Origin of the sequence: Streptomyces sp. NPDC007896, assembly GCF_042959425.1 — a bacterium.
In the GTDB taxonomy this organism is placed as follows: Bacteria; Actinomycetota; Actinomycetes; order Streptomycetales; family Streptomycetaceae; genus Streptomyces.
This window is the reverse complement of sequence record NZ_JBIBKX010000001.1, coordinates 481,900-506,445: the sequence shown is the minus strand read 5'-3', so window position 1 is coordinate 506,445 and position 24,546 is coordinate 481,900. Positions and strand designations below refer to the sequence as shown.

Genomic DNA, 24,546 nt, shown 5'->3' with positions numbered 1-24,546 from the left:
GCCATGGTTGACGGGTGTTCATAGCGTGAGTCCATGAATCACGCACCGCGAATCCGCACGGTCGTCAGCCGCACCACGCTGGTGGTCGCCCTCGGCGCGGCCGCCGCTGCCTGCGGCGGAAGCGGCCACCCGCTCTCCGCCAGGCCGTACGACGCGGCGGGTCAGCTCTCCTTCACCGACGTGGTCGGCGACAGCCGCAAGGTCGACCCGGACAAGCCGCTGGAAATCACCTCCAAGGGCGACGACGAGCGCATCACCGATGTGACGGCCGTCGACGCGTCGGGGCGCTATGTGGCCGGCGAACTCGCCGCCGACGGCACCCGGTGGCACAGCACCTCACCGCTGGCCGCGGGTGCCCACTACACGGTGCACGTGAGCACGGAGGACGAGGACGGCGCACCCGGCCGCCAGATCGTCGACTTCGAGACGACCGCGCCCACCACGAACAAGCCCCTGGGCGTGACGCTGGGGCCCGTCTCGGGCGAGTACGGCGTCGGTCAGCCCATCACCGCCGAACTCAGCGCCCCGGTCAAGGACAAGGCCGCCCGCGCGATCGTCGAGGGCGCCCTGAAGGTCGACTCCGTGCCCGCCACGGAGGGCGCCTGGCACTGGGTGGACGACAAGACGCTGCACTACCGCCCCAAGGAGTACTGGCCCATCCACGCCACCATCCAGGCCCACAGCAACCTCAAGGGCATCAAGGTCGCCGACCGGCTCTGGGGCGGCGACGCGAAGCCCCTGACGCTCACCACCGGGGACCGCTTCGTCGCCGTCACGGACGCCGCCGCGCACTCCATGACGATCTACAGGAACGACCAGGTGATCAACCAGATCCCCGTCACCACCGGCAAGCCGGGCTATGAGACCCGCAACGGCGTCAAGGTCGTACTGAGCAAGGAACCCTACGTACGGATGCGCGGCACCACCGTCGGCATCGCCGAGGGCAGCGCGGACTCCTACGACCTGCCCGTCTACTGGGCGACCCGGGTCACCTGGAGCGGCGAGTACGTGCATGCCGCGCCCTGGTCGGTGGGGGAGCAGGGGTCCGCCAACGTCAGCCACGGCTGCACGGGGATGAGCACCAGCAACGCCGAGTGGTTCTTCAAGAACGTCCGCCCGGGCGACATCGTGAAGGTCCAGAACTCCAACGGTGACCAGATGACCCCGTTCAACAACGGCTTCGGCGACTGGAACGTCGACTGGAAGGCCTGGCGCAACGGCAGCGCTCTGACAGCGGGCACCCCGGAGGGCCCGAAACCGATGGACCGGGCGAGGCTGCGCCCGGAGAGCGTTTGAGATCGTCCCGCGCCCCGGAAGGGGGGCGCGGGGCTGTCTTCTTTCGCGGCTCCGACGCGGGGCGCGAGCAACCACGCATCACCTGCAGACGCCGGTCTACGTGGCGGAGCGAGCTCTCAGGCGCCCAAAAGGGCCTTGCGGCGGAGCAGCGAGGCCAACGCGGAGGCGAACTCGACCGGATCCACCGGAAGGGTCACCGCCGCGTCCGCACGGCTCCACGTGGCCAGCCAGGCGTCCTGAGGCCGCCCGATGAGCACCAGCACGGGCGGGCAGTTGAAGATCTCGTCCTTGATCTGCCGGCAGACGCCCATGCCGCCCATCGGAACAGCCTCGCCGTCCAGCACACAGACGTCGATCCCGCCCTTGTCCAGCTCCGTCAGGACGGCGGCGGGCGTGGCGCACTCGATGAACTCGACCTGGGGGACGTCGGGGGCCGGTCTGCGGCCGGTCGCCAGCCGCACCTGCCCCCGGGTGTTGGAGTCGTCGCTGTAGACCAGCACCGTGGCGGTCGGCTGCATTGTTCCTCCACGCATCTAAGAAGCACGGCATTGCTCGGGAACTCCTGGTACCGATGGCGCGGATGCTACCCCCTCGAACACCTCGTCAACACCGGTTCGGACAGGGCTTCGATGGGCCATACGGGCTGGACACAACCCATCAACACCCCGAACGGCACCCCCGGGCGTGAGGGCGGGATAAGCGACCGACATAATGTCGGTCGTGGCGACAGCAACGACAGTAGAAACCGGGCACGCGCACCCGTCGGTCAATCGACCGAACCTCACCAGCGTCGGAACCATCATCTGGCTGAGTTCCGAGCTGATGTTCTTCGCGGCCCTCTTCGCGATGTACTTCACCCTGCGATCGGTGACCGGACCGGATCACTGGAAGGAGATGGCGAGCCATCTCAACTTCCCGTTCTCGGCCTCGAACACCACGATCCTGGTGCTCTCCTCCCTGACCTGCCAGCTCGGTGTGTTCGCCGCCGAGCGCGGGGACGTGAAGAAGCTCCGGATGTGGTTCACCGTCACGTTCGTGATGGGTGCGATCTTCATCGGCGGTCAGATCTTCGAGTACACCGAGCTGGTCAAGAAGGACGGGCTCTCGCTCTCCTCCGACCCGTACGGCTCGGTGTTCTACCTGACCACCGGTTTCCACGGCATGCACGTGACGGGTGGACTCATCGCCTTCCTGTTTGTCCTCGGTCGCACCTACGCGGCCAAGAGGTTCACTCACGAGCAGGCAACCGCAGCCATCGTCGTGTCCTACTACTGGCACTTCGTCGATGTCGTCTGGATCGGCCTCTTCGCCACGATCTACATGATCAAGTAACCGGGCGGCGTCCGCGGCGAACCGATCGCACGCGACGAACCGATCCATTTCCAGAAGCATCGACGCAGAAGATCCTGACACCGGGGTAATCCGTGAAAAAGCTCTCCGCACGACGACGCCATCCGCTGGCGGCGGTCGTCGTCCTACTCCTCGCGCTGGCGGCCACCGGGGGGCTGTACGCCGCGTTCGCACCCGCGAGCAAGGCGCAGGCCGATACGACCGCCCAGTCCCTTGCCATCGACGAGGGCAAGAAGCTCTACTCCGTGGGCTGCGCCAGCTGCCACGGAACCGGCGGTCAGGGGTCCTCCGACGGGCCGAGCCTGGTGGGTGTGGGCGCCGCGGCGGTCGACTTCCAGGTCGGCACCGGCCGTATGCCGGCCCAGCAGCCGGGTGCTCAGATCCCGAGCAAGAAGGTCATCTACTCGCAGGCCGAGATCGACCAGCTCGCGGCGTACATCGCCTCGCTCGGCGCCGGTCCCACGATTCCGACGAAGAGCCAGGTCAGCCCCGAGGGCGCGGACATCGCCAAGGGCGGCGAGCTCTTCCGTACGAACTGCGCGCAGTGCCACAACTTCACCGGCAAGGGCGGCGCGCTGACGCACGGCAAGTACGCGCCCAGCCTTGAGGGTGTCGACCCCAAGCACATCTACGAGGCCATGCAGACGGGCCCGCAGAACATGCCGTCCTTCCCCGACACCACGCTGTCGGAGAAGAACAAGAAGGACATCATCGCGTACCTCAACGCGGTCAACGGTGACGACACCGAGAGCCCCGGCGGTCTGGAGCTGGGCGGCCTCGGGCCGGTCAGTGAAGGCCTCTTCGGCTGGATCTTCGGTCTTGGCGCCCTGGTCGCCGTCGCCGTCTGGGTCGCCGCTCGGACCGCAAAGGCCAAGAAGTCATGAGTAGCCAAGACATTCCAGAAGAGAACCTGCCCGCTGAGCAGGTCGACGAGCACGGTCACGGCGCCGTAGCCCTCGCGGACGAGACCAACCCGTTCGCGGACCCGGGCCTGCCGCCCCACGAGCCCCGCATCCAGGACATCGACGAGCGGGCCGCCAAGCGGTCCGAGCGCGTCGTCGCCATGCTGTTCACGTTGTCGATGCTGGCCACCGTCGGCTTCATCGCCTCGTACGTGGCGATCCCGAGGGACAAGTCGATCTTCGTCTTCCCGCTCGGGCACATCAGCGCGCTGAACTTCGCGCTGGGGATGACCCTCGGTGTGGCGCTGTTCGCGATCGGCGCGGGCGCGGTCCACTGGGCCCGCACCCTGATGTCCGACGTGGAGATCGCCGACCAGCGTCACCCGATCGAGGCGGAGCCCGAGGTCAAGGCCAAGGTCCTGGCCGACTTCAAGCAGGGCGCCAAGGAGTCCGCGCTCGGCCGCCGCAAGCTGATCCGCAACACGATGTTCGGCGCGCTGGCCCTGTTCCCGCTCTCCGGCGTCATGCTGCTGCGCGACCTGGGCCCGCTGCCCGGCACCAAGCTGCGCCACACGCTCTGGTCCAAGGGCAAGCTGCTCGTCAACATGAACACGAACGAGCCGCTGCGCGCCTCCGACGTCGCCGTCGGCTCGCTCACCTTCGCCAAGCCCGAGGGCCTGGAGGAGCACGACGAGGACTTCCAGCTCCAGATCGCCAAGGCGGCCCTGATGATCGTCCGGCTCCAGCCGGAGAACATCAAGGACAAGCGTGAGCTCGCCTGGTCACACGAGGGCATCGTGGCGTACTCGAAGATCTGCACCCACGTCGGTTGCCCGATCTCCCTGTACGAGCAGCAGACGCACCACGTGCTCTGCCCCTGCCACCAGTCCACCTTCGACCTCTCCGACGGTGCCCGAGTGATCTTCGGCCCGGCCGGTCACGCCCTGCCGCAGCTGCGCATCGGCGTGAACGAACAGGGCTACCTCGAAGCGCTCGGCGACTTCGAAGAGCCCGTCGGTCCTGCCTTCTGGGAGCGCGGATGAGCACTACCACCACTTCCGACTCGCGCCCCTCGCGCGAGAAGGCCCCGGCCGGCGAGAAAGTCGCCGACTGGGCCGACGGACGGCTCGGGATCTACTCCCTGGCCAAGTCCAACATGCGCAAGATCTTCCCCGACCACTGGTCGTTCATGCTGGGTGAGATCTGCCTCTACAGCTTCATCATCATCATCCTCACGGGTGTGTACCTGACGCTGTTCTTCCACCCGTCGATGAACGAGGTCACGTACCACGGCAGCTACGTCCCCCTGCAGGGACAGCTGATGTCCGAGGCGTTCAACTCGACCATGCACATCTCCTTCGAGGTGCGCGGTGGTCTGCTGGTCCGGCAGATCCACCACTGGGCGGCGCTGATCTTCCTCGCCGGCATGTTCGTGCACATGATGCGCGTGTTCTTCACGGGTGCGTTCCGCAAGCCGCGTGAGGTCAACTGGCTGTTCGGCTTCCTGCTGTTCGTCCTGGGCATGTTCACCGGCTTCACCGGTTACTCGCTCCCGGACGACCTGCTCTCCGGCACCGGTGTCCGCTTCATGGAGGGCGCGGTCCTGTCCGTGCCGGTCGTCGGCACGTACCTGGCGTTCTTCCTCTTCGGCGGCCAGTTCCCGGGCGGCGACTTCGTCGCGCGGTTCTACTCGGTCCACATCCTGCTGCTGCCGGGCATCATGCTCGGCCTGGTGGTCGGCCACCTGATCCTGGTCTTCTACCACAAGCACACGCAGTTCGCGGGCCCCGGAAAGACGAACAACAACGTCGTCGGCATGCCGCTGCTGCCGGTCTACATGGCCAAGGCCGGAGGCTTCTTCTTCCTGGTCTTCGGTGTCATCGCGGCCATCGCGGCGATCGCCTCGATCAACCCGATCTGGTCCATGGGCCCCTACCGTCCGGACATGGTGTCCACGGGCGCCCAGCCCGACTGGTACATGGGCTTCTCCGAGGGTCTGATCCGAGTCATGCCGGGCTGGGAGATCAACGTCTGGGGTCACACGCTCGTCCTTGGTGTGTTCATCCCGCTGGTGATCTTCCCGCTGGTCCTGGTCGCGATCGCGGTCTACCCGTTCATCGAGTCCTGGGTCACCGGCGACAAGCGTGAGCACCACATCCTGGACCGCCCGCGCAACGTCCCGACCCGGACCGCGTTCGGCGCCGCCTGGATCAGCTGGTACTTCGTCCTGCTCGTCGGTGGTGGCAACGACATCTGGGCCACGCACTTCCACCTGTCGATCAACTCGATCACCTGGTTCGTGCGCATCGGCTTCTTCGTCGTGCCGGTCATCGTGTTCGTCATCACCAAGCGTGTCTGCCTCGGCCTCCAGCGCCGCGACAAGGACAAGGTGCTGCACGGCCGCGAGTCGGGCATCATCAAGCGCCTGCCGCACGGTGAGTTCATCGAGGTGCACGAGCCGCTCAGCCAGGACGCCCTGCACACGCTCACCGCGCACGAGCAGTACCAGCCCGCCGAGATCGGCCCGATGGTCGACGAGAACGGTGTCGAGCGCAAGGTGAAGGGCTCGGAGCGGCTGCGCTCCAAGCTCAGCGAGGGCTTCTACGGGGAGGACAGCCAGATCCCCAAGCCCACGGTCGAGGAGTACAAGGAGATCACGAGCGGCCACGGCCACCACTGATCCTCCGACCGGTTGACCGGTCTTCACTGATCGCCACGGCGAGAGCCTCCGTCCATTGCCTGGACGGGGGCTCTTTGCCGTCTCCGGGCCTGGATAGGGTGTTCCCATCTACACAAGGCGTCCCTTTGCGGGGACGACGGACCCAGGAGCGGCTTATGAGCGCTGTGAACCCCGCTGGAGGCAACACCGCGGCGGGCCGTTCCTGGCCCGACGTACTGAGTGCACTGCTCGGCGGCCAAAACCTGAGCGCCGCTGATACGGCGTGGGCGATGGACCGCATCATGAGCGGTGAGGCCGCGGACGCCCAGATCGCGGGCTTCCTGGTGGCGCTGCGGGCCAAGGGAGAGACGGTCGAGGAGATCACCGGTCTCGTGGAGGCGATGTACGCGCACGCGCAGCCGCTGCACATCCCGGGGCCGGCCGTCGACATCGTCGGTACGGGGGGCGACCGGGCCAAGACGGTCAATATCTCGACGATGTCCGCCATCGTGATCGCGGGGACCGGGGCGAAGGTCGTCAAGCACGGCAACCGGGCGTCGTCCTCGGCGAGCGGGTCGTCCGATGTGCTCGAGAAGCTCGGCATCAACCTGGACCTGCCGCCCGAGCGGGTGGCGCGGGTGGTGGAGGAGGCCGGGATCACCTTCTGCTTCGCGGCCAAGTTCCATCCCTCGATGCGGTTCGTCGGCGCGGTCCGCCGGGACCTTGGGATTCCGACCTCGTTCAACCTCCTCGGCCCGCTGACCAACCCCGCCCGGGTCACCGCCTCCGCGGTTGGCTGCTTCGACACCCGGATGGCGGGGCTCATCGCCGGTGTACTGGCTGAGCGCGGCTCGTCCGCGCTGGTGTTCCGTGGCGACGACGGCCTCGACGAGCTGACGACCACGGCCACCTCCCGGGTGTGGATCGTCCGCGACGGCAAGGTCACCGAGGAGGCGTTCGACCCGCGGGACGTCGGCCTCGAGCTGGTGCCGGTGGAGGCGCTGCGGGGTGCCGACCCCTCGTACAACGCGGACGTCGCCCGTCACCTGCTGAACGGCGAGACGGGGCCGGTACGGGACGCCGTGCTCCTGAACTCCGCGGCGGCCCTCGTCGCCCTGTCCCCGACCGACGCGCCACTCGCGGACCAGCTCCGCGCCGCGATGGCGAAGGCGGCGGAGGCGATCGACTCGGGGGCGGCGAAGCGAACGCTGGAACGCTGGGTGGCGGCGAGCCAGTCGTAGTCCACTTCTCCCCCCGCGGGCGCGTGGGGGTTGCTCGCGCAGTTCCCCGCGCCCCTGGGGCGGGGCTGCGCCCCGATTCCCCGCCCGCCCCGGTTTTGTTCGTCCGCGCAGTTCCCCGCGCCCCTTTTTTAGGGGCGCGGGGAACTGCTTTTAGGGGCGCGGGGAACTGCGCGGGCTTTTGGGGGTCTGGGGGCGGAGCCCCCAGGTGGGGATGGGACGGGTAGGGGCGGCGGGGGCGAGGAACGTGGGGCCGCCCCCCACTCGGCGTCCCGGTATACGGACGCCGGGTTGCGGGCGGAAGATCTTGTGGCAGGATGCCGTATCAGGTCATGAGTGACAGCCATCAGGCCCCGGCCGGCTGTCCGGCAACCCTCCGTCCGTGGCGGGGTGCCCCGGGTGAAGACCAGGTCGTAGGCAGCGAGGTCTACGGCAAGCGCGGACCCCTCGAGAATCCCAGGGGTCCTGGTCGTTCGAGGGAGCCTTCTGTGAGCAAGCGAATGCGATAGGGCGTAGAGCCCCGCCTCCGCACACCCCTTTCGCCTTTCCTCCCTGCGCCGAGCCGTGCAGCCGCACACCCGTACCCCCGTGCACCCGGCCCGCGCAGCGATTCCGCCTGCCTCTCACAGGAGCTCGCCATGTCTGTCTCCACCGCTGCCGCCGACCAGACCGTTTGTGCCCCCCTGCCCGTTCTGGGCCGAGACGTCACCGTCCCGCTCGTGACCGGCGGCGAGGTCACCTACGCCGCGCTCGACTACGCCGCCAGCGCCCCCGCCCTCCAGCGGGTGTGGGACGACGTCGCCGCGTACGCCCCGTACTACGGCAGCGTGCACCGAGGCGCCGGGTACCTCTCCCAGCTGTCCACCGACCTCTTCGAGAACGCCCGCAGGACCGTCGCGGAGTTCCTCGACTGCCGGGGCGACGACCAGGTCGTCTTCACCCGCTCCACCACCGACTCCCTGAACCTGCTCGCCGCCACCCTGCCGGCCGACTGCCAGGTGTTCGTCTTCGAGACGGAACACCACGCCTCGCTGCTGCCGTGGAAGGACGCCCAGGTCACCTACCTCAACGCGCCCCGCACCCCGCAGGAGGCCGTCACGGCCCTGGAGCGGGCCCTCGCCGCCCGTGACCCCCACGGCCCGGCCCTCGTCTGCGTCACCGGCGCCTCGAACGTCACCGGCGAGCTGTGGCCGGTGCGCGAGCTGGCCGCCGCCGCGCACGCGCACGGTGCCCGGATCGTCCTGGACGCCGCCCAGCTCGCCCCGCACCACCCGGTGTCGGTGCGGGACCTCGACGTCGACTGGGTCGCCTTCTCCGGGCACAAGCTGTACGCGCCGTTCGGCTCGGGCGTGCTCGCCGGCCGCGCCGACTGGCTGCGCGAGGCCGAGCCGTACCTCGCGGGCGGCGGCGCCAGCCGCAAGGTCACGCGACGGGTGGACGGCGGCGTGGACGTGGAGTGGCACGAGAGCGCGGCCCGGCACGAGGCCGGTTCCCCGAACGTGATCGGCGCCTACTCCATCGCCGCCGCCTGCAAGGCGCTGACCGAGGCCGGTTTCGACACGCTCGTCGCCCGCGAGGAGCAGCTGATCGGGACCGTCCGGGCCGGTCTGGCCGAGGTGCCCGAGGTCCGCGTCCTGTCGCTCTTCGGCGACGACGCCCCGCGCGTCGGCGTCATCTCGTTCGTCGTCGAGGGCTGGAACAGCTCGCACTTCGCGGCCGCGCTGTCCGCCGAGTACGGGATCGGGGTGCGGGACGGTCTCTTCTGCGCCCACCCGCTGGTGCGCACGCTGCTCGGCAGCGATCCGCAGACGCAGGGGGAGTGCGGGGCGCCCGAGGCGGCGCCCGGGGAGAAGTCCCTCAACGCGATCCGTGTCAGCTTCGGGGCCGGTACGCCCGACGAGCATGTGGAGCGCTTCGTGCGTGCGGTGAAGGAACTGGTGCGGGACGGTGCCAAGTGGAACTACCGCACGGAGGACGGCCGCTGCGTCCCGGCGGTCTGAGGCCGTCGGCGGTAGGTGGGGGCTCCGCCCCCACACCCCCGAAGAGATTGCGCGGCTGTGCCTAGCTGTCCAGACCGATGGCGAACGCCGCCTCCAGGTCGTGCTGGGAGTACGTGCGGAACGCGACGTGGGTGTCCGTCGCCTCGACGCCGGGGATCTTGCTGATCTTGCCGGGGATGACGTCCGCCAGGTCGTCGTGGGCCTTCACCCGGACCATGGCGATCAGGTCGTACGTACCGGTGACGGAGAAGACCTCGCTGACACTGTCCAGCGCGGCGATCGACTCGGCGATCTCGGGGATCCGGTCCACGCTGGTCTTGATGAGCACGATCGCGGTGATCACGGCTGGTTTTCTCCCTCGGGGGCTGCTGCTGGGGATTTCACTCTAGTCGGCCGCCCGAACCGCACCCACGCGTAGACGAACCCCAGCGAGAAGCCCACCAGGTGGGCCAGATAAGCGACCCCGGGGCCCGAGGGGCTGCGGCCCGCCGCCAGCCATTGCAGGGTCACCCAGAAGGGCAGCACGACCCAGGCGGGGAAGCGCAGCGGCAGGAAGAAAAGGAACGGGAAGAGACTGGTCACCCGGGCCTTGGGGAACAGGTACAGGAACGCTCCCAGGACCGCGGAGATCGCCCCCGAGGCGCCGACCAAGGTCTGCTCGGAGCCGGAGTTGGCGATCGCGTAACCCAGTAGAGCGAGGTAGCCGCAGACCACGTAGAAGACGGCGAACTGGACGTGGCCCATGCGTTCCTCGGTCATCGCTCCGAAGACGTAGAAGAAGAGCATGTTGCCCAGGAGATGGAGCCAGCTGCCGTGGATGAACAGGGCCGTGGCCGGGGTGAGCCAGGCGCCCGGGATCCCGTGGAAGAGCTCGGCGGGGATCACACCCCAGCGCCGGAAGTAGGCCCGCTGGGCGACCACGAGCGCATCTCCGGTGCCGAACGACGGATTGAGTCCCGAGGCGGGACCGATCAGGAAGATCAGGCAGCACAGGAAGATCAGTCCGTACGTCACCGGCGCGGACTGACCGCGCATCGTCCTGCCGACCGCCGTGCCCCAGGTGCTGATCATGGGACAGAGCATGACGTAACCGGACCGACGTATGCAGAGTGCCTCGCCGCCGTGGACGGCCGAGCGTCGAGTACCCGCCAGGCCGTAGGGTAACGAGCCACACGCGCCGGAGACCGGCGCTGGACGGACACTAGAAGGAAAGCGACTGCCACATGACGGTTCCCCTCCCGACCGCCGAGACTCGCTGGCGCTGCACGCTCTGCGGCAACCTCACGCGATTCGACGTGACCCGCTCGTCCAAGGTCGTCGAGTATGTGCACCTCGACCTGGCCGGTGAGCCGAACGTCGAGGAGCGCAAGGTGGTCAGTGAGACCATCGAGTCGGTGCGCTGCCGGTGGTGCAATGCGGTGGACCAGGTGGAACTGGTGGACAGGCCGGGCGCCGGCTCCTGAGGGAGCGGGCCCCGCACAGACATTGGGGTGACGGATGGTGGAGACCACAGGCGGGGAGCCGGACGACGGCGCCGCTGAGGTGCTCGACCGTCCGCTGCCCGACGGTGTGCGCCGACGGGTCGTACAGATCGTGTCGGACGGGTTCGGCGGGTTGACTGTCACCGAATTGCCCGCCCAATTGCGGCAGTATGCGCGGTTCGCCCCCAATAGGCGGGCGAAGTTCGCCGGCAACGCCATGGCCGCCGCGCTGGAGACCGATCCGCTGTTCCGGCAGCGTATCGCCGAGAAGCTCAGAGAGGCGCAGCCGGAGCTCGCCGGTGCCCTCGACTCCGGCGCGCCGCCACCGGCCGCGGATCCGCTGGACGTGGCGGCCGCGGCCTATGTGCTGCGCCCCACGGGCTGGGTGAAACTGGTGACCGCCGCGGGCGAGGAGGCCCTGCGGGCGGACGCCGAGCGCGCGGACGAGGAGAGCCGGGCGGAGCTGGAGCGGCTGCGCGAGGAGCTTGCGCAGGCGCGTGGTCAGACCAAGGCCGAAACCGAGCGGTTGCGCATGGAGTTGGAGTCCGCGAAGAGGGAAGCCGAATCGCTTCACCGTAAGTTGCGCGGCGCCCTCAGCGACGTCAAGCGGGGCGAGGCCGCGCTGCGCAAGCTGCAGGGCGAGATGGACACCGCGAGGGCGGACGGGCAGGCCCAGGTGTCCGCCGCCGAGAGCGAGACCCGGCGGCTCAAGGCGCGGCTCTCGGAGGCCGAGGCGGCCCTGGAGGCCACCCGCAAGGCGGCACGCGAGGGTCGCAGCGTCGAGGACATGCGCGTACGGCTGTTGCTCGACACCGTGCTGGAGGCGGCGCAGGGGCTGCGCCGGGAGCTCGCGCTGCCGCCGGTGTCCGTACGGCCGGCGGAGACCGTGGACGCGGTCGAACCGGGGCGCATGACGCCCAAGGACATCGCGGCCCGCGCCCTGTCCGAAAATGATCCCGCGATCGTCGACCAGCTCCTCGCGCTGCCGCAGGCGCATCTGGTCGTCGACGGCTACAACGTCACCAAGACCGGCTATCCGCAGATGCCGCTGGAGAAGCAGCGGCTCAGGCTGCTGGGGCAGCTCTCGCAGCTCGCCGCGCAGACCGGGGCAGAGGTGACGTGTGTCTTCGACGGGGCCGAGCTGGCGGCGCCCGTGCTGCTCGCGCCGCCGCGCGGGGTGCGGGTGCTGTTCTCCAAAGCGGGTGTCACGGCGGACGAGTTGATCCGCCAGCTGGTGCGCGCCGAGCCGCCCGGGCGGCCCGTCATCGTCGTCTCCACCGACCGTGAGGTGGCCGACGGGATCGCCAAGGCGGGCGCCCGCCCGGTGGCCTCCGCGGTGCTTCTCAAGCGCTTTTCGCGCGGCTGAAAAGCGGCTGAAACAGCGACTGAAGAGCGGCTGAAACAGCGACTGATCCAGCGGTCGGAACGGCGACTGAACAGCGATCTGTGATCTGTGCTGTTCGCCCCAAAGGGCCCGTAAGTCCCATCCGTAACATCCACGCGTTGTGCCCGAATTGGCGAAACCTTCACGCAACGTAGCGTCAGGCTGGCATCACTGCATGTGAGTTGAGTGCAAAGAATGCGCTGGGTGACTAAGAATTTTCAGGTTTGGATTTGAACTGATCACAGGAAGGTCACTAGGGTCTGGGCTCGAACCTCCGCTCGGGTGATCGCTCATTGGGAGCGACGGCGGAGGGACACCGCCCGTCGGCGTCTCGGCAGGCGGCTGGAGGAAGAAGGAGCTCGCCTTCGTGGCGTCCCACCGTCGACCCAAGCAGCCGAGCCGCACCCGTGTGACCGTGCTCACCACCGCCGCCGCTGCAGCCGTGGCCCTCAGCGCCAACGCCGCCAACGCCGCGCCCAGCGAGAAGCCGAGCAAGGACGAGGTCAAGAGCAAGGTCGACCAGCTCTACCAGGAGACCGAGCAGGCCACCGAGAAGCTCGACGGGGCCAAGGAGAAGCAGGACAAGCTGGAGAAGGAAATCAGCACCCTGCAGGACAACGTGGCCCGCGGCCAGGACGAGCTCAACGCCCTGCGTGACGGGCTCGGAACGATGGCCAGCGCCCAGTACCGCACCGGCGGCATCGACCCCTCCGTGGCGCTGTTCCTCTCCTCGAACCCGGACGACTACCTGGACAAGGCGTCCGCGATGGACCAGCTGAGCAGTCAGCAGGTCGAGGCGCTGAAGAAGGTCCAGGAGAAGCAGCGTTCGCTCGCCCAGCAGCGGCAGGAAGCCTCCGCGAAGCTCAAGGACCTCGCCGACACCCGTACGGAACTGGCCAAGCAGAAGAAGACGGTCCAGACCAAGCTCGCCGCGGCGCAGAAGCTCCTCAACTCCCTGACGGCCAAGGAGAAGGCGGCTATCGACGCGGAGCAGTCCCGCGCCACCCGCGCCAGCGAGCGCACCGTTCTCGGTGACCCCGGTACACCCGCGTCCGGGCGCGCCGGTGCCGCCTTCTCCGCCGGACAGACCAAGATCGGCTCGCCGTACGTCTACGGCGCCTCCGGCCCCAGCTCCTTCGACTGCTCGGGCTTCACCTCCTGGTCGTACGCCCAGGCCGGTGTCTCCATCCCGCGTACCTCGGAGTCGCAGGCGACCATAGGCACCCGCATCTACTCGCAGAGCGATCTGCAGGTCGGCGACCTGGTCTTCTTCTTCGGCGACCTGCACCACGTCGGCCTCTACGCGGGCAACGGCCAGGTGCTGCACGCCCCGCGTACCGGAACGGTCGTGCGCTACGAGTCGATGAGCACCATCGGCGGAGCGTTCCAGTTCGGCGTCCGGGTCTGATCCGGCTCCCCGAACCCTGCGAGATCCTTATCGAGGCCCCCCTCTACATGCCGCCCGAACGGGCGAATTGCGGTAACTCCCGCTGACCCCATGCCCCGTCGGTGACCTGCGTCTCCGGCGGGGCGCCGCGTTGTGCGCCCCTGGAGGCCTTTGGCCGGTGCGTAGTCGCACGGCTACTGTCTGGCGCGTTTCCCCCAACTCCGGGGGACCGTCAGCGGAAGGGAGAGCGGCTACTCGTGGGGTCCCATCGCCGCCGTCCACCGTCCGGGTTCGACCGGGGCGTCAGCGCCGCGGGCATCGCCGGCGTCGCCGTGACCGTGATGTCCGTCGCGGCCGCCGCCCTCGGGGCCGTACCGGCCGCCGCAGCACCGAAGGACGACACCCGGGCCGAGGTGGACCGCCTGTACACCCAGGCGGAGAAGGCAACCGAGGCGTTCAACAAGGCCGACGAGCGCGCGGGAGCCCTGCGCAAAGAGGTGAGCACGGCACAGGACCGCATCGCCCGGCAGCAGGAGCGCATCAACACCATGCGGGACGCGCTCGGTTCGCTCGCCGGGGCCCAGTACCGCGCGGGCGGCCTCGACCCCTCCCTGGCACTGCTCTTCTCCGACAACCCCGCCGAGTACCTCGACAAGGCCGCCGCGCTCGACCGGATCAACGCCCACCAGGCGGGCGAACTCAAGGACCTCCAGATCGCCATGCGCGACCTCGCCCAGGAACGCGAGGAGGCGACCGCCGAACTCGCCGAGCTGGAGAAGAGCACCAAGGCCGTCGCCCAGCACAAGCGGACCGTCGAACAGAAACTCGCCAAGGCGCGCCTCCTGCTCAACTCGCTGCCGTCCGCCGAGCGCGCCGCCTACCACCGGGCCTCCCGCTCCGGACGCTCCGACCTGCCCGAACTCGGCAGTGCCACGCCCGCCTCGGGGCGCGCCGCCGCCGCCCTCGCCGCGGCCCGCTCCGCACTCGGCCGCCCCTACGTGTGGGGCGCCAACGGGCCCGGCGGATTCGACTGTTCGGGCCTCATGCAGTGGTCGTACCGGCAGGCGGGCGTCGGTCTGCCGCGCACCTCCCAGGAACAGCGGTACGCCGGACGGCAGGTGTCGCTCTCCCAGGCGCAGCCCGGCGACCTCGTCACCTACCGCGCCGACGCGAGTCATGTCGCGATCTACGCCGGCAACGGCCAGGTGATCCACGCGCCCTATCCGGGGGCGCCGGTGCGCTACGACCCGGTGGGCATGATGCCCATCTCGTCCGTGACGCGGGTCTGACCCCCGCGCCCGGGCGCCGTACGATCGGGAACGTGGCTGGTCGAAGGCGTGCGTCGCGGGCGGGGTGCTCCCTGGTGCTGCTGCTCGCCGTGCTGGTGGGCTGCGGCGGCAGGCCGTCCCAGGACTCCGCGTCCGCCGATGTGCAGCGGGTCCTCGACCGGCGGGCGGCCGCGGTCCTGGACCGGAACGAGTCGGCGTACCGGGCCACGGAGGAACCGTCCGGCTCGACCGCGGAGTTCACCAGGCTGCGCGCCGTTCCGCTGGCCGACTGGTCGTACCGCCTGACGGACCTGCACCGCTCCGGCGACCGCGCCACCGCGGGCGCCGAGCTGCGCTACCGCATCGAGGGCTACGACAGGGCGCCCGTCACGGCGGCCCGCACCCTGCGCCTGGTCCGCGACGGCGGGACCTGGCGGGTCGCCTCCGACGTGCCCGCCGAGCGGGCCAGTCAGCAGCTGTGGGAGCAGGGGGCGGTGACGGTCGTACGGGGCGCGCACAGCCTCGTCCTGGGGGTCGGGCAGTCCGGTGAGCGGCTGCGGGCGTACGCCGGCCTCGCGGACCGCGCCGTGCCCGCCGTGACGGACGCCTGGGGCGCGGACTGGTCGGGGCACGTCGTCGTTGTCGTACCCAAGTCGCTGGAGGGCATGGCGGGACTGCTCGGGGCGCCCGCGTCCGGGTACCGGGGGATCGCGGCGGTCACGACCGGAGAGGCGGGCGGGACGGCCAGGGCGCCCGCGGACCGGATCATCGTCAACCCCGATGCGTACGGCCTCCTCGGCGACTTCGGCAAGCAGGTCGTGCTCACCCACGAGACGACGCACGTGGCCACCCGCGCCCACACCACCGCCGCCACACCCCTGTGGCTCTCCGAGGGCTTCGCGGACTGGGTCGGCTACCGCGGCGGCGGCCGTACGGCGACGCAGGCGGCGCCGGAGCTGGAGCGGGCGGTGCTGGACGGGCACGTACCGGCCGCGCTGCCGGACGACAAGGACTTCGGGTTCGCCGGGGACGCGGCGCGGCTGGCGCGGGCGTACGAGGGCGGCTGGATGGCCTGCCGGCTGATCGCCGACCACTGGGGCGAGGTCCGGCTGAACGAGTTCTACCGGGCCGTCGGCGACCACAAGAAGCGGGCGGGGGCCGTCGAGGGCGCGCTGCGGGACGTCCTGCACACGACGCCGGAGCAGTTCACGCAGCAGTGGCGGGCGTACCTGAAGGCGCAGCTCGGCTGAATCAGCCCGTCGGCGTGTCCAGATGGGCGATGGCCTCGGCCAGCCACTCCCGCTCCGCCTCGCCCGTCGCCCGTGCCACCCGCAGCATCCCCTGCCGGAACAGGTCGCCGGCCTCCTCCGCCCGTACGGGCTCGCCGTCCCGGTAGAAGAAGCTCGCGGGCGTCAGCAGGAACTTCTGGCGGCGGCGCAGGACCGCGGCCTGCTCCCGCGGGTCCGGGAGGTGACGCAGGAACGCCAGCAGGGTGTTGAAGCGGACGTGGTCGGTGATCTCGGCCTGCTTGGGGTGGCGCAGCCGCTCCAGGAGCTCGGTACGGCCCTTCTCGGTGAGCGACAGGATGCGACGCGGGGCGGCGCCGCTGCCGGGCTCCGTGTGCTGGTCCAGCTGTCCTGCGGCCACCAGGCGGGAGATCGCAGGGTAGAGCGCGCCGTCGCTGACCGGGCGGACATGGCCGCTGAGCGCCTTGATGCGTTCCTTCAACTCGTAGCCGTGCAAGGGCTCTTCGAACAGAAATCCGAGTATCGAGAGCTCCAGCATGCGGGGCGCTCCTTGCTTGCGGGTGTCGGAGCGCCCATGGTACCTCTTATCGAGCTACCTCTAAACGATGTAGCTCGATAAGAGGGAATCAAGGAAATCGAGGGAACCATCGGTGAACGCCCACCGGAAGCAGCTCATATCGCTCGCCCACCCCGTGTACCTCTCCCTGCTCGCCTCCGTCGCCGCCGGAATCATCAACACCGTCTGGGTCTCCCGGCTCGGCGGTCCCGCCGTGGCCGCTGTCGCTGTCGCGACCAACACCGAGAACGTGCTCCTCGGCGTCGCCCTGGTCTTCGCCTCCGGTACGACCGTCCTCGTCGCCCACGCCAGAGGGGCCCGGGATCCGGGCGCGCTCCGGGCGGCCGTACGCGGCGGACGGGCTCTGTGCGCCGTCGTGACGCCCGTGGTCGCCGTGGGCGGGTACCTGCTGCGCGAACCGCTGGCCCGGCTGGTCCTGGGCGGCGACGGGCGCGCCCTCGCCCTGGCGGTCGCCTACTTCGGGATCTCCCTGCCGGGCATCGCCGTCTTCTTCGTCCAGAACCTCGTCGACGGCATCCTGAAGGGCGCCGGTGACACCCGTACCCCGATGCGCCTCGCCCTGCTGGCCAACGGGCTGATCCTCGGCCTCGACCCGCTGCTCATCCACATCTACGGCGTCCGGGGCGCCGCCGCCTCCACGGTCCTGTGCCGCTGCGTGGCCCTCGCCGTCGGCCTGCGCGCCCTGCGCCGCAACGCGCCGCTGCGCGAGGCCGCGGCTCACCGTCCCGCCGAGCCCACCGGCGCCGCCCTGCGCCGCACCCTGCGGACCGGACTGCCCATGTCCGCCGACTTCACCGTGCGCCAGGGCGGAGCGCTGGTCCTGGTCGCGATCGTGGCCAGGCTCGGGGTGACGGCCGTGGCCGCGTACTCCATCGCGTACAAGGTCATGTACGTCGCGACCATGGCCTTCTACGCGGTGCGGCAGGCCGCCTCGATCCACACCGCGCACACCCGGGGCGCCGGCCGGGACGAGCGGGGCGCGATCGGGCGGCAGGCGGTGATCGTCTCCGGGGCGGTGGGCCTGGTGGCAGCCGTCCTGCTCGGCGCGTTCGCCCCCTGGATCATGCGGGCCTTCGGCGCCGGGGACGCGGTCGCCCACGACGGCGTGCTGTTCCTGCGCTGCGTCGGCCCGTACCTGCTGCTGATGGCCTGCTTCATCGCGCTGGGCGGGGTCTTCGAGGGGAGTGGGGGAGCGCCGTTGTTGCTGCGGGTGACACTGCTCGGCACCGCCGTCCAGCTGCCCGTGGCGTATGCCCTGTCGGGGCTCGGGCTGCCCGGGATCTGCCTGGCGCTGGCGCTGTCCATGGCGGTGCAGTGCACGGCCGTCGGACTGCTTCTCGCCCGCGCCCGCCGCCTTCAGGAGGAGCTCAGGCGCTCCTTGGTGCGGGTGGCCTGAGCGGGCAGGGTCGGGGCCGGGTCGGACACCGTGGCCCGCCACAGTTCGCGGGCGGCGAGCAGGGCCGCGAGCACCAGCAGGCCGTTGCGCAGGAAGAGCAGGGTGATGCCCAGCCGGTCACTGCCCACGACGTGCGAGAACCAGATCGGGAACTCCAGGACGGTCACGAAGCACGCGGCCAGCACCAGCCCGACCGGCAGCGTCATCCGGCTGCCCCGGAAGCACAGGCAGACCGCGCCGATCCCGACCAGCCACACCATGTACTGCGGGCTGATGACCCGACTGGTGGCCGTGAACATCAGCACCGCCACGAACGCGGCGTCGGCGAGCGTGCGCGGCCGGAAGCGCTGGGCGCGCAGCCGCCACAGCAGCAGCCACGCGAAGGCGATCGCGGTGAGCGCCAGGGCCAGCCTGCTCACCACGTCGACGTACGGACCCAGGAACTCCACCGAGCCGTAGTTGAGCAGCACCTGACCGTCCCAGCCGAAGTGTCGGCCCACATGGAAGACGAGGGAGCCCAGTGACTCCACCTCGGTGCCCCGGTCGCGCTGGAAGGTCAGGAAGGAGAAGGCGCCGGGCATCGACAGCCCGAACAGCACCGCGATCCCGCCGGCGGTCACCGCCGCCGCGGCCCACGCACGCCGCTTCACGGCCCCCAGGAGCAGGAGCGCCGGCCACACCTTCACCAGCGCCCCGAAGCCCACGAGAGCGCCCATCACCCGTGGATGGCGGGCTCCCGCGAGGAGCGCCGCGACTGCCACGGCCGTCACCATCACGTCGTAGCGGGCGTAGACGGTCGGTCCGAGCAGCGGGACGCCGATCACCCACACCCAGGCGCCGCGCAGCGTCTTGCCGGGGCGCCGGCCGGCGTAGTGGAGCAGCGTGTACACCACCAGGTCGGCGACGAAGGCCAGCAGGAAGAAGGCCTGCGCGTAGTCGAGAAAGGGCAGCAGCCCGGGGGAGAGGATCGCGAGCGCGGCGGCCGGCGGGTACTGCCAGGTCACGTCGTCGAGCGGGAAGGTGCCGGTGCGCAGGATCTCGTACCAGCCCTGGTAGATCACCGAGACGTCACTCGTGACGTCCGGGCCCGGGAAGACGAACACCCTGGAGACGAAGAGCAGAAGCAGAAGCCTGGTCAGGCCCCAGGTTCCCAGCAACGCGTATGGAACCCCTTCCCCCCGTGTGCCCTTCATGCTCACCTGGCCCTCGTTCGTCGGTGTCTGTGCGGTGGTGACATGGTGCGGTGGTGCGGTGGTGCGGAATCATGATGACGTGCCGGGCTGTGCGCGGCCCATGAAGCGCGGCCGTACGGAGCTGTGACCACCGGTGGAATACAGCTTCGCCGCTGTGGACCGCTCGCGTGGGGATTCGAAGGTTTCGGTAGTGTCGAACGCGATGCACAAGACCCTGATCGTGACCAACGACTTCCCACCCCGCCCCGGCGGCATCCAGGCATTCCTGCACAATATGGCGCTACGACTGGACCCCGAGCGGTTCGTAGTCTACGCATCCACGTGGAAGCGGAGCCGGGAGGGCATCGAGGCGACGGCCGCCTTCGACGCCGAGCAGCCCTTCACCGTCGTCCGGGACCGTACGACGATGCTGCTGCCCACGCCGGGCGCCACCCGGCGCGCCGTCGGGCTGCTGCGCGAGCACGGCTGTACGTCGGTGTGGTTCGGGGCGGCGGCCCCGCTCGGTCTGATGGCGCCCGCGCTGCGCAGGGCGGGCGCCGAGCGCCTGGTGGCGACCACGCACGGCCACGAGGCGGGCTGGGCCCAGCTGCCCGCCGCACGGCAGCTGCTGCGCCGTATCGGCGAGTCCACGGACACGATCACCTACCTCGGTGAGTACACGCGCTCGCGCATCGCGTCCGCGCTGACGCCCGAGGCCGCCTCCCGCATGGTCCAGCTCCCTCCGGGGGTCGACGAGAAGACCTTCCACCCCGGCTCGGGCGGCGACGAGGTCCGCGCCCGCCTCGGCCTCACCGACCGCCCGGTGGTGGTCTGTGTCTCCCGCCTGGTCCCGCGCAAGGGCCAGGACACGCTGATCCTCGCCATGCCCCGCATCCTCGCCAAGGAGCCGGAGGCGGTGCTGCTGATCGTCGGCGGCGGGCCGTACGAGCAGGACCTGCGCAAGCTGGCGTACGACACCGGGGTCGCCGACGCGGTCCGCTTCACCGGCGCGGTCCCCTGGTCGGAGCTGCCGGCCCACTACGGCGCGGGCGACGTCTTCGCGATGCCCTGCCGCACCCGCAGGGGCGGCCTCGACGTCGAGGGCCTCGGCATCGTCTACCTGGAGGCCTCCGCGACGGGCCTGCCGGTCGTCGCGGGCGACTCGGGCGGCGCCCCCGACGCGGTCCTCGACGGTGAAACGGGCTGGGTCGTCCGAGGCGACGTGCCGGACGACTCCGCCGACCGCATCATCACCCTCCTCGGAGACCCCGAACTCCGCCGCCACATGGGCGAACGGGGAAGGCAGTGGGTGGAGGAGAAGTGGCGCTGGGACCTGCTGGCGGAGGGCTTGAAAGAGTTGCTCTAGGCGCGCGACCGGCCACAAACCACCCGCACTCTCCCCACTCGTCGCGGCGCCCCCTGAAAACCCGGCAAAAGGCCTAGGCGGAAGCAAATAATCCGCCGATGCTGCGGTCATGACAGAAAAACTGACTCATCATCAGATGAGTAACCGTCAGCTGACAAACCGTCACCTGACCAGACGCCACATCCTGGGCATGGTCGCCCTCCAGACGGCCGCCGCGGCCGGCCTCACCCGCGTAGGCCTCCAGTCCGCCCACGCCGCGGAGCCCGCCGCGGCCGACACCGCGCCCGCCATCGTCATCGGATCGGGCTACGGCGCCGCCGTGGCCGCCCTCCGCCTCGGCCAGGCCGGCATCCGCACCCTCGTCATAGAGATGGGCAAGCTCTGGAACACCGCCGGCTCCGACGGCAAGGTCTTCTGTTCCACCAGCGCCCCCGACGAGCGCTCGATGTGGTTCCGCACCCGCACCGAGGCCCCGCTCGCCACCTTCCTGTGGCTGGACGTCGTCAACAAGGACATCGGCCTCTACCCAGGAGTCCTGGACCGGGTCCACTACGACAACATGTCGGTCTACGTCGGCCGAGGCGTCGGCGGCGGCTCGCTGGTCAACGGCGGAATGGCCGTCACGCCCCTCCAGTCCTACTTCTCCGAGCAGTTCCCCACGGTCGACGCCACCGAGATGTACAACACGTACTTCCCGCGCGCCCGCACCATGCTCGGCGTCAACACGGTCGACCCCACCTGGTTCGAGTCCACGGAGTGGTACCAGTTCACCCGCACCTCCCGTAAGGCCGCCGCCAACGCCGGCCTGAAGACGACCTTCGTCCCGAACGTCTACGACTTCACCTACATGCAGCGCGAGGCGGCCGGCACCGCCACCAAGTCCGCACTCGCCGCCGAGGTCATCTACGGCAACAACTACGGCAAGAAGAGCCTCGACAAGACCTACCTCGCGGCAGCGCTCGGCACCGGCAACGTCACCATCCACACCCTGGAGAAGGTCCGGGCGATCAGCCGGGCCACGGACGGCACGTACACCCTGACCGCCGACCGGATCGACACCACCGGCGCGGTCGTGGAGACCAAGCAGTACAGCTGTACGTACCTCTTCCTGGGCGGCGGCAGCCTCGGCACCACCGAACTCCTCGTCCGGGCCCGGGAGACGGGCACGCTGCCGGCCCTGGACGCGAGCGTCGGCACCGGCTGGGGCACCAACGGCAACGTGATGACGGGCCGCGCCAACCACATCTGGGACACGGTCGGGGCGAACCAGTCGACGATGCCGGTCATGGGCATCGACGACTGGTCCAACACCGCCAACCCCGTCTTCGCCGAAATCGCCCCGCTGCCCATGGGGTTGGAACACTGGATCAGCCTCTACCTGGCGATCACCAAGAACCCGCAGCGCGCGTCCTTCACGTACGACGCGGCGACGGACTCCGCGAAGCTCGGCTGGACCGCTGCCCAGAGCGCGGTCTCCGTGAGCATGGCCAAGAAGCTCTTCGACCGGATCAACTCGGCCAACGCGACGATCTACCGCTACGACCTCTTCGGCAACAACAAGACCTTCGCCGACGACTTCTGCTACCACCCGCTGGGCGGCTGCGTGCTGGGCAAGGCCACGGACGACTACGGCCGCGTCAAGGGGTACTCGCACCTGTACATCACCGACGGCTCGCTCGTGCCGGGCTCGATCGGTGTGAACCCGTTCGTCACGATCACCGCGCTCGCGGAACGCGGCATGGCGCGGATCCTCGCCGAGGACACCGCGCCATGAGAACCGCCAGGTCGGGCCGTCAGCCCCGGTAGATGGCCTCGATCTCGTCCGCGTAGTCCTTCGCCACCACGTTGCGCTTGAGCTTCAGGGACGGCGTGAGGTGGCCCGACTCCTCCGAGAACTGGGAGGACAGAATGCGGAACTTCCGCACCGATTCCGCCTTCGACACCGCGGCGTTGCCGTCGTCGACCGCGTCCTGGATCGCAGCGATCAGATCCGGGTCCTCGCGCAGCGACGCCGCGGTGGAACCCGCCGGCTTGCCGTGCTCCTCGGCCCAGCGGCCCAGGAACTCCTCGTCGACGGTGACCAGCGCGCCGATGAACGGGCGCCCGTCACCGACCACCATGCACTCCGCGACCAGCGCGTGCGCGCGGATGCGGTCCTCGATCACGGCCGGGGCGACGTTCTTGCCGCCCGCGGTGACGATGATCTCCTTCTTGCGGCCGGTGATACGAAGGTAGCCGTCCTCGTCGAGGGTGCCGATGTCACCCGTGTGGAACCAGCCGTCCGCGAGCGCCTCGGCGGTCGCGGCCTCGTTGTTCCAGTACTCCTTGAACAGGTGCTCGCCGTGCAGCAGCACCTCGCCGTCGTCGGCGATCCGGATCACGGAGCCGGGCAGCGGCTGGCCGACCGTACCGATCTTCGTACGGTCCCAGGGGTTGAAGGCGGTGGCAGCGCAGGACTCGGTCAGGCCGTAGCCCTCCAGGACCGTGAAGCCGATGCCGCGGAAGAAGTGGCCCAGGCGCTCGCCGAGCGGGGCGCCGCCGGAGATCGCGTACTCACCGCGACCGCCCAGCACCGCGCGCAGCTTGCTGTAGACGAGCTTGTCGAAGGTCTTGTACTTGATCTTCAGGCCGAGCGACGGGCCGGAAGGGGTGTCCAGGGCGCGGCTGTACGCGATCGCCGTGTCCGCCGCCTTGTCGAAGATCTTTCCCTTGCCGTCCGCCTGCGCCTTGGCACGCGCCGAGTTGTAGACCTTCTCGAAGACGCGCGGCACACCGAGGATCAGCGTCGGCCGGAACGCGGCCAGCTCGTCGGTGAGGTTCTTGATGTCCGGGACGCAGCCCAGCTTGATCGGCGCCATCATCGGCGCGACCTGCACCAGCCGTCCGAAGACGTGCGCGAGCGGCAGGAAGAGAAGGACGGAACACTCGCCCGTACGGAACAGGGGGCGCAGCCGCTCCACGATGTTGCCGCACTCCGCGAAGAAGGCGCGGTGGGTGAGGACACAGCCCTTGGGGCGGCCGGTCGTACCGCTCGTGTAGACGATGGTCGCCGGGTCGTCCGCCTTGGCGAGCGAGCTGCGCTCCTCGACGGTGGCGTCGCTGACGTCCTGGCCCGCGCGCCCCAGTTCCTCCACCCCGCCGGCCTCGATCTGCCAGACGTGCTTGAGGGCGGGCAGCCGGTCGCGCACCGACTCCACGGAGGCCGCGTGCGTGTCGAGCTCGACGATGCAGGCACTCGCGCCCGAGTCGCCGAGTATCCACTGCACCTGCTCCGCCGAGCTGGTCTCGTACACCGGCACGGTGACCGCGCCCGCGCTCCAGATCGCGAAGTCGAGCAGCGTCCACTCGTAGCGGGTACGGGACATCAGAGCGACCCGGTCGCCGGGCTGTACGCCCGAGGCGATCAGGCCCTTGGCCGCGGACCGCACCTCGGCGAGGAAGGTGGTGGCGGTGACGTCCGTCCACGTGCCGCCCACCTTGCGGGCGATGACGGCGACGTCGGGATGCTGCGCGGCGTTTCTGCGGACGATGTCGGTCAGATTTCCGTCCGCAGGGACCTCGTACAAAGCCGGAAGGCTGAACTCGCGCAAGACTGCTGCTCCTCATAGGGCGCCGACGCCACGACGGTGTGTGATGCGACGGAGCGGGTCCAAGGCTCGGGCAGGTACCCAGGAACATCATTGTTGAAATCCTGAGTACGACTGGACTGCCCGGACGTTACCCACCGGTACGGCTGTTTCGATAGGGGGTCCCGCCGAGATGTTCCCTGCGTCACACAGGTTGGCGCGTCGCACCGGATGGCGTTCCTTCACGCACAGTAGTC

At 69.6% G+C, this 24,546-nt stretch carries 21 protein-coding genes and 1 riboswitch; of the genes, 15 read left to right on the top strand and 6 right to left on the bottom strand.

Going from position 1 to position 24,546, the window contains the following annotated elements; all coding sequences use genetic code 11:
- Nucleotides 1-33: 33 nt before the first annotated feature.
- Nucleotides 34-1,296 (top strand): Ig-like domain-containing protein, encoded by a 1,263-nt coding sequence (locus tag ACFZDJ_RS02300; protein WP_390928046.1) that lies wholly within the window; start codon nt 34-36, stop codon nt 1,294-1,296.
- A 116-nt stretch (nt 1,297-1,412) separates the two neighbouring features.
- On the opposite strand, the gene ACFZDJ_RS02295 is transcribed toward ACFZDJ_RS02300, so the two are convergent.
- Nucleotides 1,413-1,814, bottom strand: a complete 402-nt coding sequence (locus tag ACFZDJ_RS02295) for a response regulator transcription factor (protein ID WP_075026437.1) — start codon at nt 1,812-1,814, stop codon at nt 1,413-1,415.
- Between the two features lie 193 nt (nt 1,815-2,007).
- Here ACFZDJ_RS02295 and ACFZDJ_RS02290 point away from each other — a divergent pair, with 193 nt between their 5' ends.
- The 6 genes from ACFZDJ_RS02290 to ACFZDJ_RS02265 all read left to right on the top strand — a co-directional run bounded on the left by ACFZDJ_RS02290 (nt 2,008) and on the right by ACFZDJ_RS02265 (nt 9,445).
- Nucleotides 2,008-2,628 carry a heme-copper oxidase subunit III gene (locus ACFZDJ_RS02290; protein ID WP_054231552.1) on the top strand — a complete coding sequence of 207 codons (621 nt, stop codon included), beginning with the start codon at nt 2,008-2,010 and terminating at the stop codon, nt 2,626-2,628.
- Between the two features lie 92 nt (nt 2,629-2,720).
- Nucleotides 2,721-3,530 (top strand): c-type cytochrome, encoded by an 810-nt coding sequence (locus ACFZDJ_RS02285; RefSeq protein WP_168508236.1) that lies wholly within the window; start codon nt 2,721-2,723, stop codon nt 3,528-3,530.
- The gene (locus ACFZDJ_RS02280; protein WP_054231550.1) at nt 3,527-4,591 is read left to right on the top strand and encodes a ubiquinol-cytochrome c reductase iron-sulfur subunit; all 1,065 of its coding nucleotides are present in this window, start codon (nt 3,527-3,529) and stop codon (nt 4,589-4,591) included. Before ACFZDJ_RS02285 ends, ACFZDJ_RS02280 begins: the two co-directional genes overlap by 4 nt.
- Nucleotides 4,588-6,228 (top strand): cytochrome b N-terminal domain-containing protein, encoded by a 1,641-nt coding sequence (locus ACFZDJ_RS02275; RefSeq protein ID WP_391055482.1) that lies wholly within the window; start codon nt 4,588-4,590, stop codon nt 6,226-6,228. The genes ACFZDJ_RS02280 and ACFZDJ_RS02275 overlap by 4 nt, the downstream gene beginning before the upstream one ends.
- A gap of 155 nt (nt 6,229-6,383) precedes the next feature.
- Nucleotides 6,384-7,448, top strand: coding sequence for an anthranilate phosphoribosyltransferase (trpD, locus tag ACFZDJ_RS02270; RefSeq protein ID WP_390928051.1), 1,065 nt, complete (start codon nt 6,384-6,386; stop codon nt 7,446-7,448).
- A gap of 325 nt (nt 7,449-7,773) precedes the next feature.
- Nucleotides 7,774-7,890, top strand: a riboswitch (SAM riboswitch).
- A gap of 193 nt (nt 7,891-8,083) precedes the next feature.
- The gene (locus ACFZDJ_RS02265; protein WP_390928053.1) at nt 8,084-9,445 is read left to right on the top strand and encodes an aminotransferase class V-fold PLP-dependent enzyme; all 1,362 of its coding nucleotides are present in this window, start codon (nt 8,084-8,086) and stop codon (nt 9,443-9,445) included.
- A 61-nt stretch (nt 9,446-9,506) separates the two neighbouring features.
- Here ACFZDJ_RS02265 and ACFZDJ_RS02260 read toward each other — a convergent pair whose 3' ends face one another.
- Nucleotides 9,507-9,788, bottom strand: coding sequence for an Lrp/AsnC family transcriptional regulator (locus ACFZDJ_RS02260; RefSeq protein WP_101405598.1), 282 nt, complete (start codon nt 9,786-9,788; stop codon nt 9,507-9,509).
- A complete protein-coding gene (locus ACFZDJ_RS02255; RefSeq protein ID WP_391055479.1) occupies nt 9,785-10,516 on the bottom strand; it encodes a rhomboid family intramembrane serine protease in 732 nt (243 codons plus the stop codon). Before ACFZDJ_RS02255 ends, ACFZDJ_RS02260 begins: the two co-directional genes overlap by 4 nt.
- 152 nt (nt 10,517-10,668) lie before the next feature.
- Between ACFZDJ_RS02255 and ACFZDJ_RS02250 the strand changes: the two genes are divergently transcribed.
- From ACFZDJ_RS02250 to ACFZDJ_RS02230, 5 genes are all read left to right on the top strand, one after another.
- Nucleotides 10,669-10,908, top strand: a complete 240-nt coding sequence (locus ACFZDJ_RS02250) for a hypothetical protein (RefSeq protein WP_054231545.1) — start codon at nt 10,669-10,671, stop codon at nt 10,906-10,908.
- 34 nt (nt 10,909-10,942) lie between these two features.
- The gene (locus ACFZDJ_RS02245; protein ID WP_385380697.1) at nt 10,943-12,292 is read left to right on the top strand and encodes an NYN domain-containing protein; all 1,350 of its coding nucleotides are present in this window, start codon (nt 10,943-10,945) and stop codon (nt 12,290-12,292) included.
- A 385-nt stretch (nt 12,293-12,677) separates the two neighbouring features.
- Nucleotides 12,678-13,718: an NlpC/P60 family protein gene (locus ACFZDJ_RS02240; RefSeq protein ID WP_168508229.1), complete on the top strand. Its 1,041-nt coding sequence runs from the start codon at nt 12,678-12,680 to the stop codon at nt 13,716-13,718.
- Nucleotides 13,719-13,954: 236 nt separating this feature from the next.
- Nucleotides 13,955-14,986, top strand: a complete 1,032-nt coding sequence (locus ACFZDJ_RS02235; RefSeq protein ID WP_390928057.1) for an NlpC/P60 family protein — start codon at nt 13,955-13,957, stop codon at nt 14,984-14,986.
- Between the two features lie 32 nt (nt 14,987-15,018).
- Entirely contained in the window at nt 15,019-16,215 is a 1,197-nt protein-coding gene (locus ACFZDJ_RS02230; RefSeq protein ID WP_384905846.1) for a hypothetical protein, read from the top strand.
- 1 nt (nt 16,216) lies between these two features.
- Here the strand turns inward: ACFZDJ_RS02230 and ACFZDJ_RS02225 are convergent, their stop codons facing one another.
- Entirely contained in the window at nt 16,217-16,750 is a 534-nt protein-coding gene (locus ACFZDJ_RS02225; RefSeq protein WP_391055476.1) for a helix-turn-helix transcriptional regulator, read from the bottom strand.
- 112 nt (nt 16,751-16,862) lie between these two features.
- On the opposite strand from ACFZDJ_RS02225, the gene ACFZDJ_RS02220 reads away from it, so the two are divergent.
- Nucleotides 16,863-18,185: an MATE family efflux transporter gene (locus ACFZDJ_RS02220; protein ID WP_391055473.1), complete on the top strand. Its 1,323-nt coding sequence runs from the start codon at nt 16,863-16,865 to the stop codon at nt 18,183-18,185.
- Here ACFZDJ_RS02220 and ACFZDJ_RS02215 read toward each other — a convergent pair.
- Nucleotides 18,146-19,378, bottom strand: coding sequence for a glycosyltransferase 87 family protein (locus tag ACFZDJ_RS02215; RefSeq protein WP_391055470.1), 1,233 nt, complete (start codon nt 19,376-19,378; stop codon nt 18,146-18,148). The genes ACFZDJ_RS02220 and ACFZDJ_RS02215 overlap by 40 nt on opposite strands.
- 202 nt (nt 19,379-19,580) lie before the next feature.
- Between ACFZDJ_RS02215 and ACFZDJ_RS02210 the strand changes: the two genes are divergently transcribed.
- Together ACFZDJ_RS02210 and ACFZDJ_RS02205 are read left to right on the top strand one after the other, a co-directional pair.
- The gene (locus ACFZDJ_RS02210; RefSeq protein ID WP_384905850.1) at nt 19,581-20,723 is read left to right on the top strand and encodes a glycosyltransferase family 4 protein; all 1,143 of its coding nucleotides are present in this window, start codon (nt 19,581-19,583) and stop codon (nt 20,721-20,723) included.
- 190 nt (nt 20,724-20,913) lie between these two features.
- Nucleotides 20,914-22,497, top strand: coding sequence for a GMC oxidoreductase (locus tag ACFZDJ_RS02205; protein ID WP_391056795.1), 1,584 nt, complete (start codon nt 20,914-20,916; stop codon nt 22,495-22,497).
- Nucleotides 22,498-22,516: 19 nt separating this feature from the next.
- On the opposite strand, the gene ACFZDJ_RS02200 is transcribed toward ACFZDJ_RS02205, so the two are convergent.
- Nucleotides 22,517-24,313 carry a long-chain fatty acid--CoA ligase gene (locus ACFZDJ_RS02200; RefSeq protein WP_168508223.1) on the bottom strand — a complete coding sequence of 599 codons (1,797 nt, stop codon included), beginning with the start codon at nt 24,311-24,313 and terminating at the stop codon, nt 22,517-22,519.
- Between the last annotated feature and the right edge of the window lie 233 nt (nt 24,314-24,546).

Excerpts from the sequence above, each read along its gene's own strand:
- ACFZDJ_RS02290 (WP_054231552.1), top strand. The coding sequence starts at position 2,008 with ATGTCGGTCGTGGCGACAGCAACGACAGTAGAAACCGGGCACGCGCAC.
- ACFZDJ_RS02295 (WP_075026437.1), bottom strand. The coding sequence starts at position 1,814 with ATGCAGCCGACCGCCACGGTGCTGGTCTACAGCGACGACTCCAACACC.
- ACFZDJ_RS02250 (WP_054231545.1), top strand. The coding sequence starts at position 10,669 with ATGACGGTTCCCCTCCCGACCGCCGAGACTCGCTGGCGCTGCACGCTC.
- ACFZDJ_RS02245 (WP_385380697.1), top strand. The coding sequence starts at position 10,943 with ATGGTGGAGACCACAGGCGGGGAGCCGGACGACGGCGCCGCTGAGGTG.
- ACFZDJ_RS02280 (WP_054231550.1), top strand. The coding sequence starts at position 3,527 with ATGAGTAGCCAAGACATTCCAGAAGAGAACCTGCCCGCTGAGCAGGTC.
- ACFZDJ_RS02225 (WP_391055476.1), bottom strand. The coding sequence starts at position 16,750 with ATGCTGGAGCTCTCGATACTCGGATTTCTGTTCGAAGAGCCCTTGCAC.
- ACFZDJ_RS02205 (WP_391056795.1), top strand. The coding sequence starts at position 20,914 with ATGGTCGCCCTCCAGACGGCCGCCGCGGCCGGCCTCACCCGCGTAGGC.
- ACFZDJ_RS02300 (WP_390928046.1), top strand. The coding sequence starts at position 34 with ATGAATCACGCACCGCGAATCCGCACGGTCGTCAGCCGCACCACGCTG.
- ACFZDJ_RS02265 (WP_390928053.1), top strand. The coding sequence starts at position 8,084 with ATGTCTGTCTCCACCGCTGCCGCCGACCAGACCGTTTGTGCCCCCCTG.
- ACFZDJ_RS02210 (WP_384905850.1), top strand. The coding sequence starts at position 19,581 with ATGCACAAGACCCTGATCGTGACCAACGACTTCCCACCCCGCCCCGGC.
- ACFZDJ_RS02215 (WP_391055470.1), bottom strand. The coding sequence starts at position 19,378 with ATGAAGGGCACACGGGGGGAAGGGGTTCCATACGCGTTGCTGGGAACC.
- ACFZDJ_RS02255 (WP_391055479.1), bottom strand. The coding sequence starts at position 10,516 with ATGATCAGCACCTGGGGCACGGCGGTCGGCAGGACGATGCGCGGTCAG.
- trpD (WP_390928051.1), top strand. The coding sequence starts at position 6,384 with ATGAGCGCTGTGAACCCCGCTGGAGGCAACACCGCGGCGGGCCGTTCC.
- ACFZDJ_RS02275 (WP_391055482.1), top strand. The coding sequence starts at position 4,588 with ATGAGCACTACCACCACTTCCGACTCGCGCCCCTCGCGCGAGAAGGCC.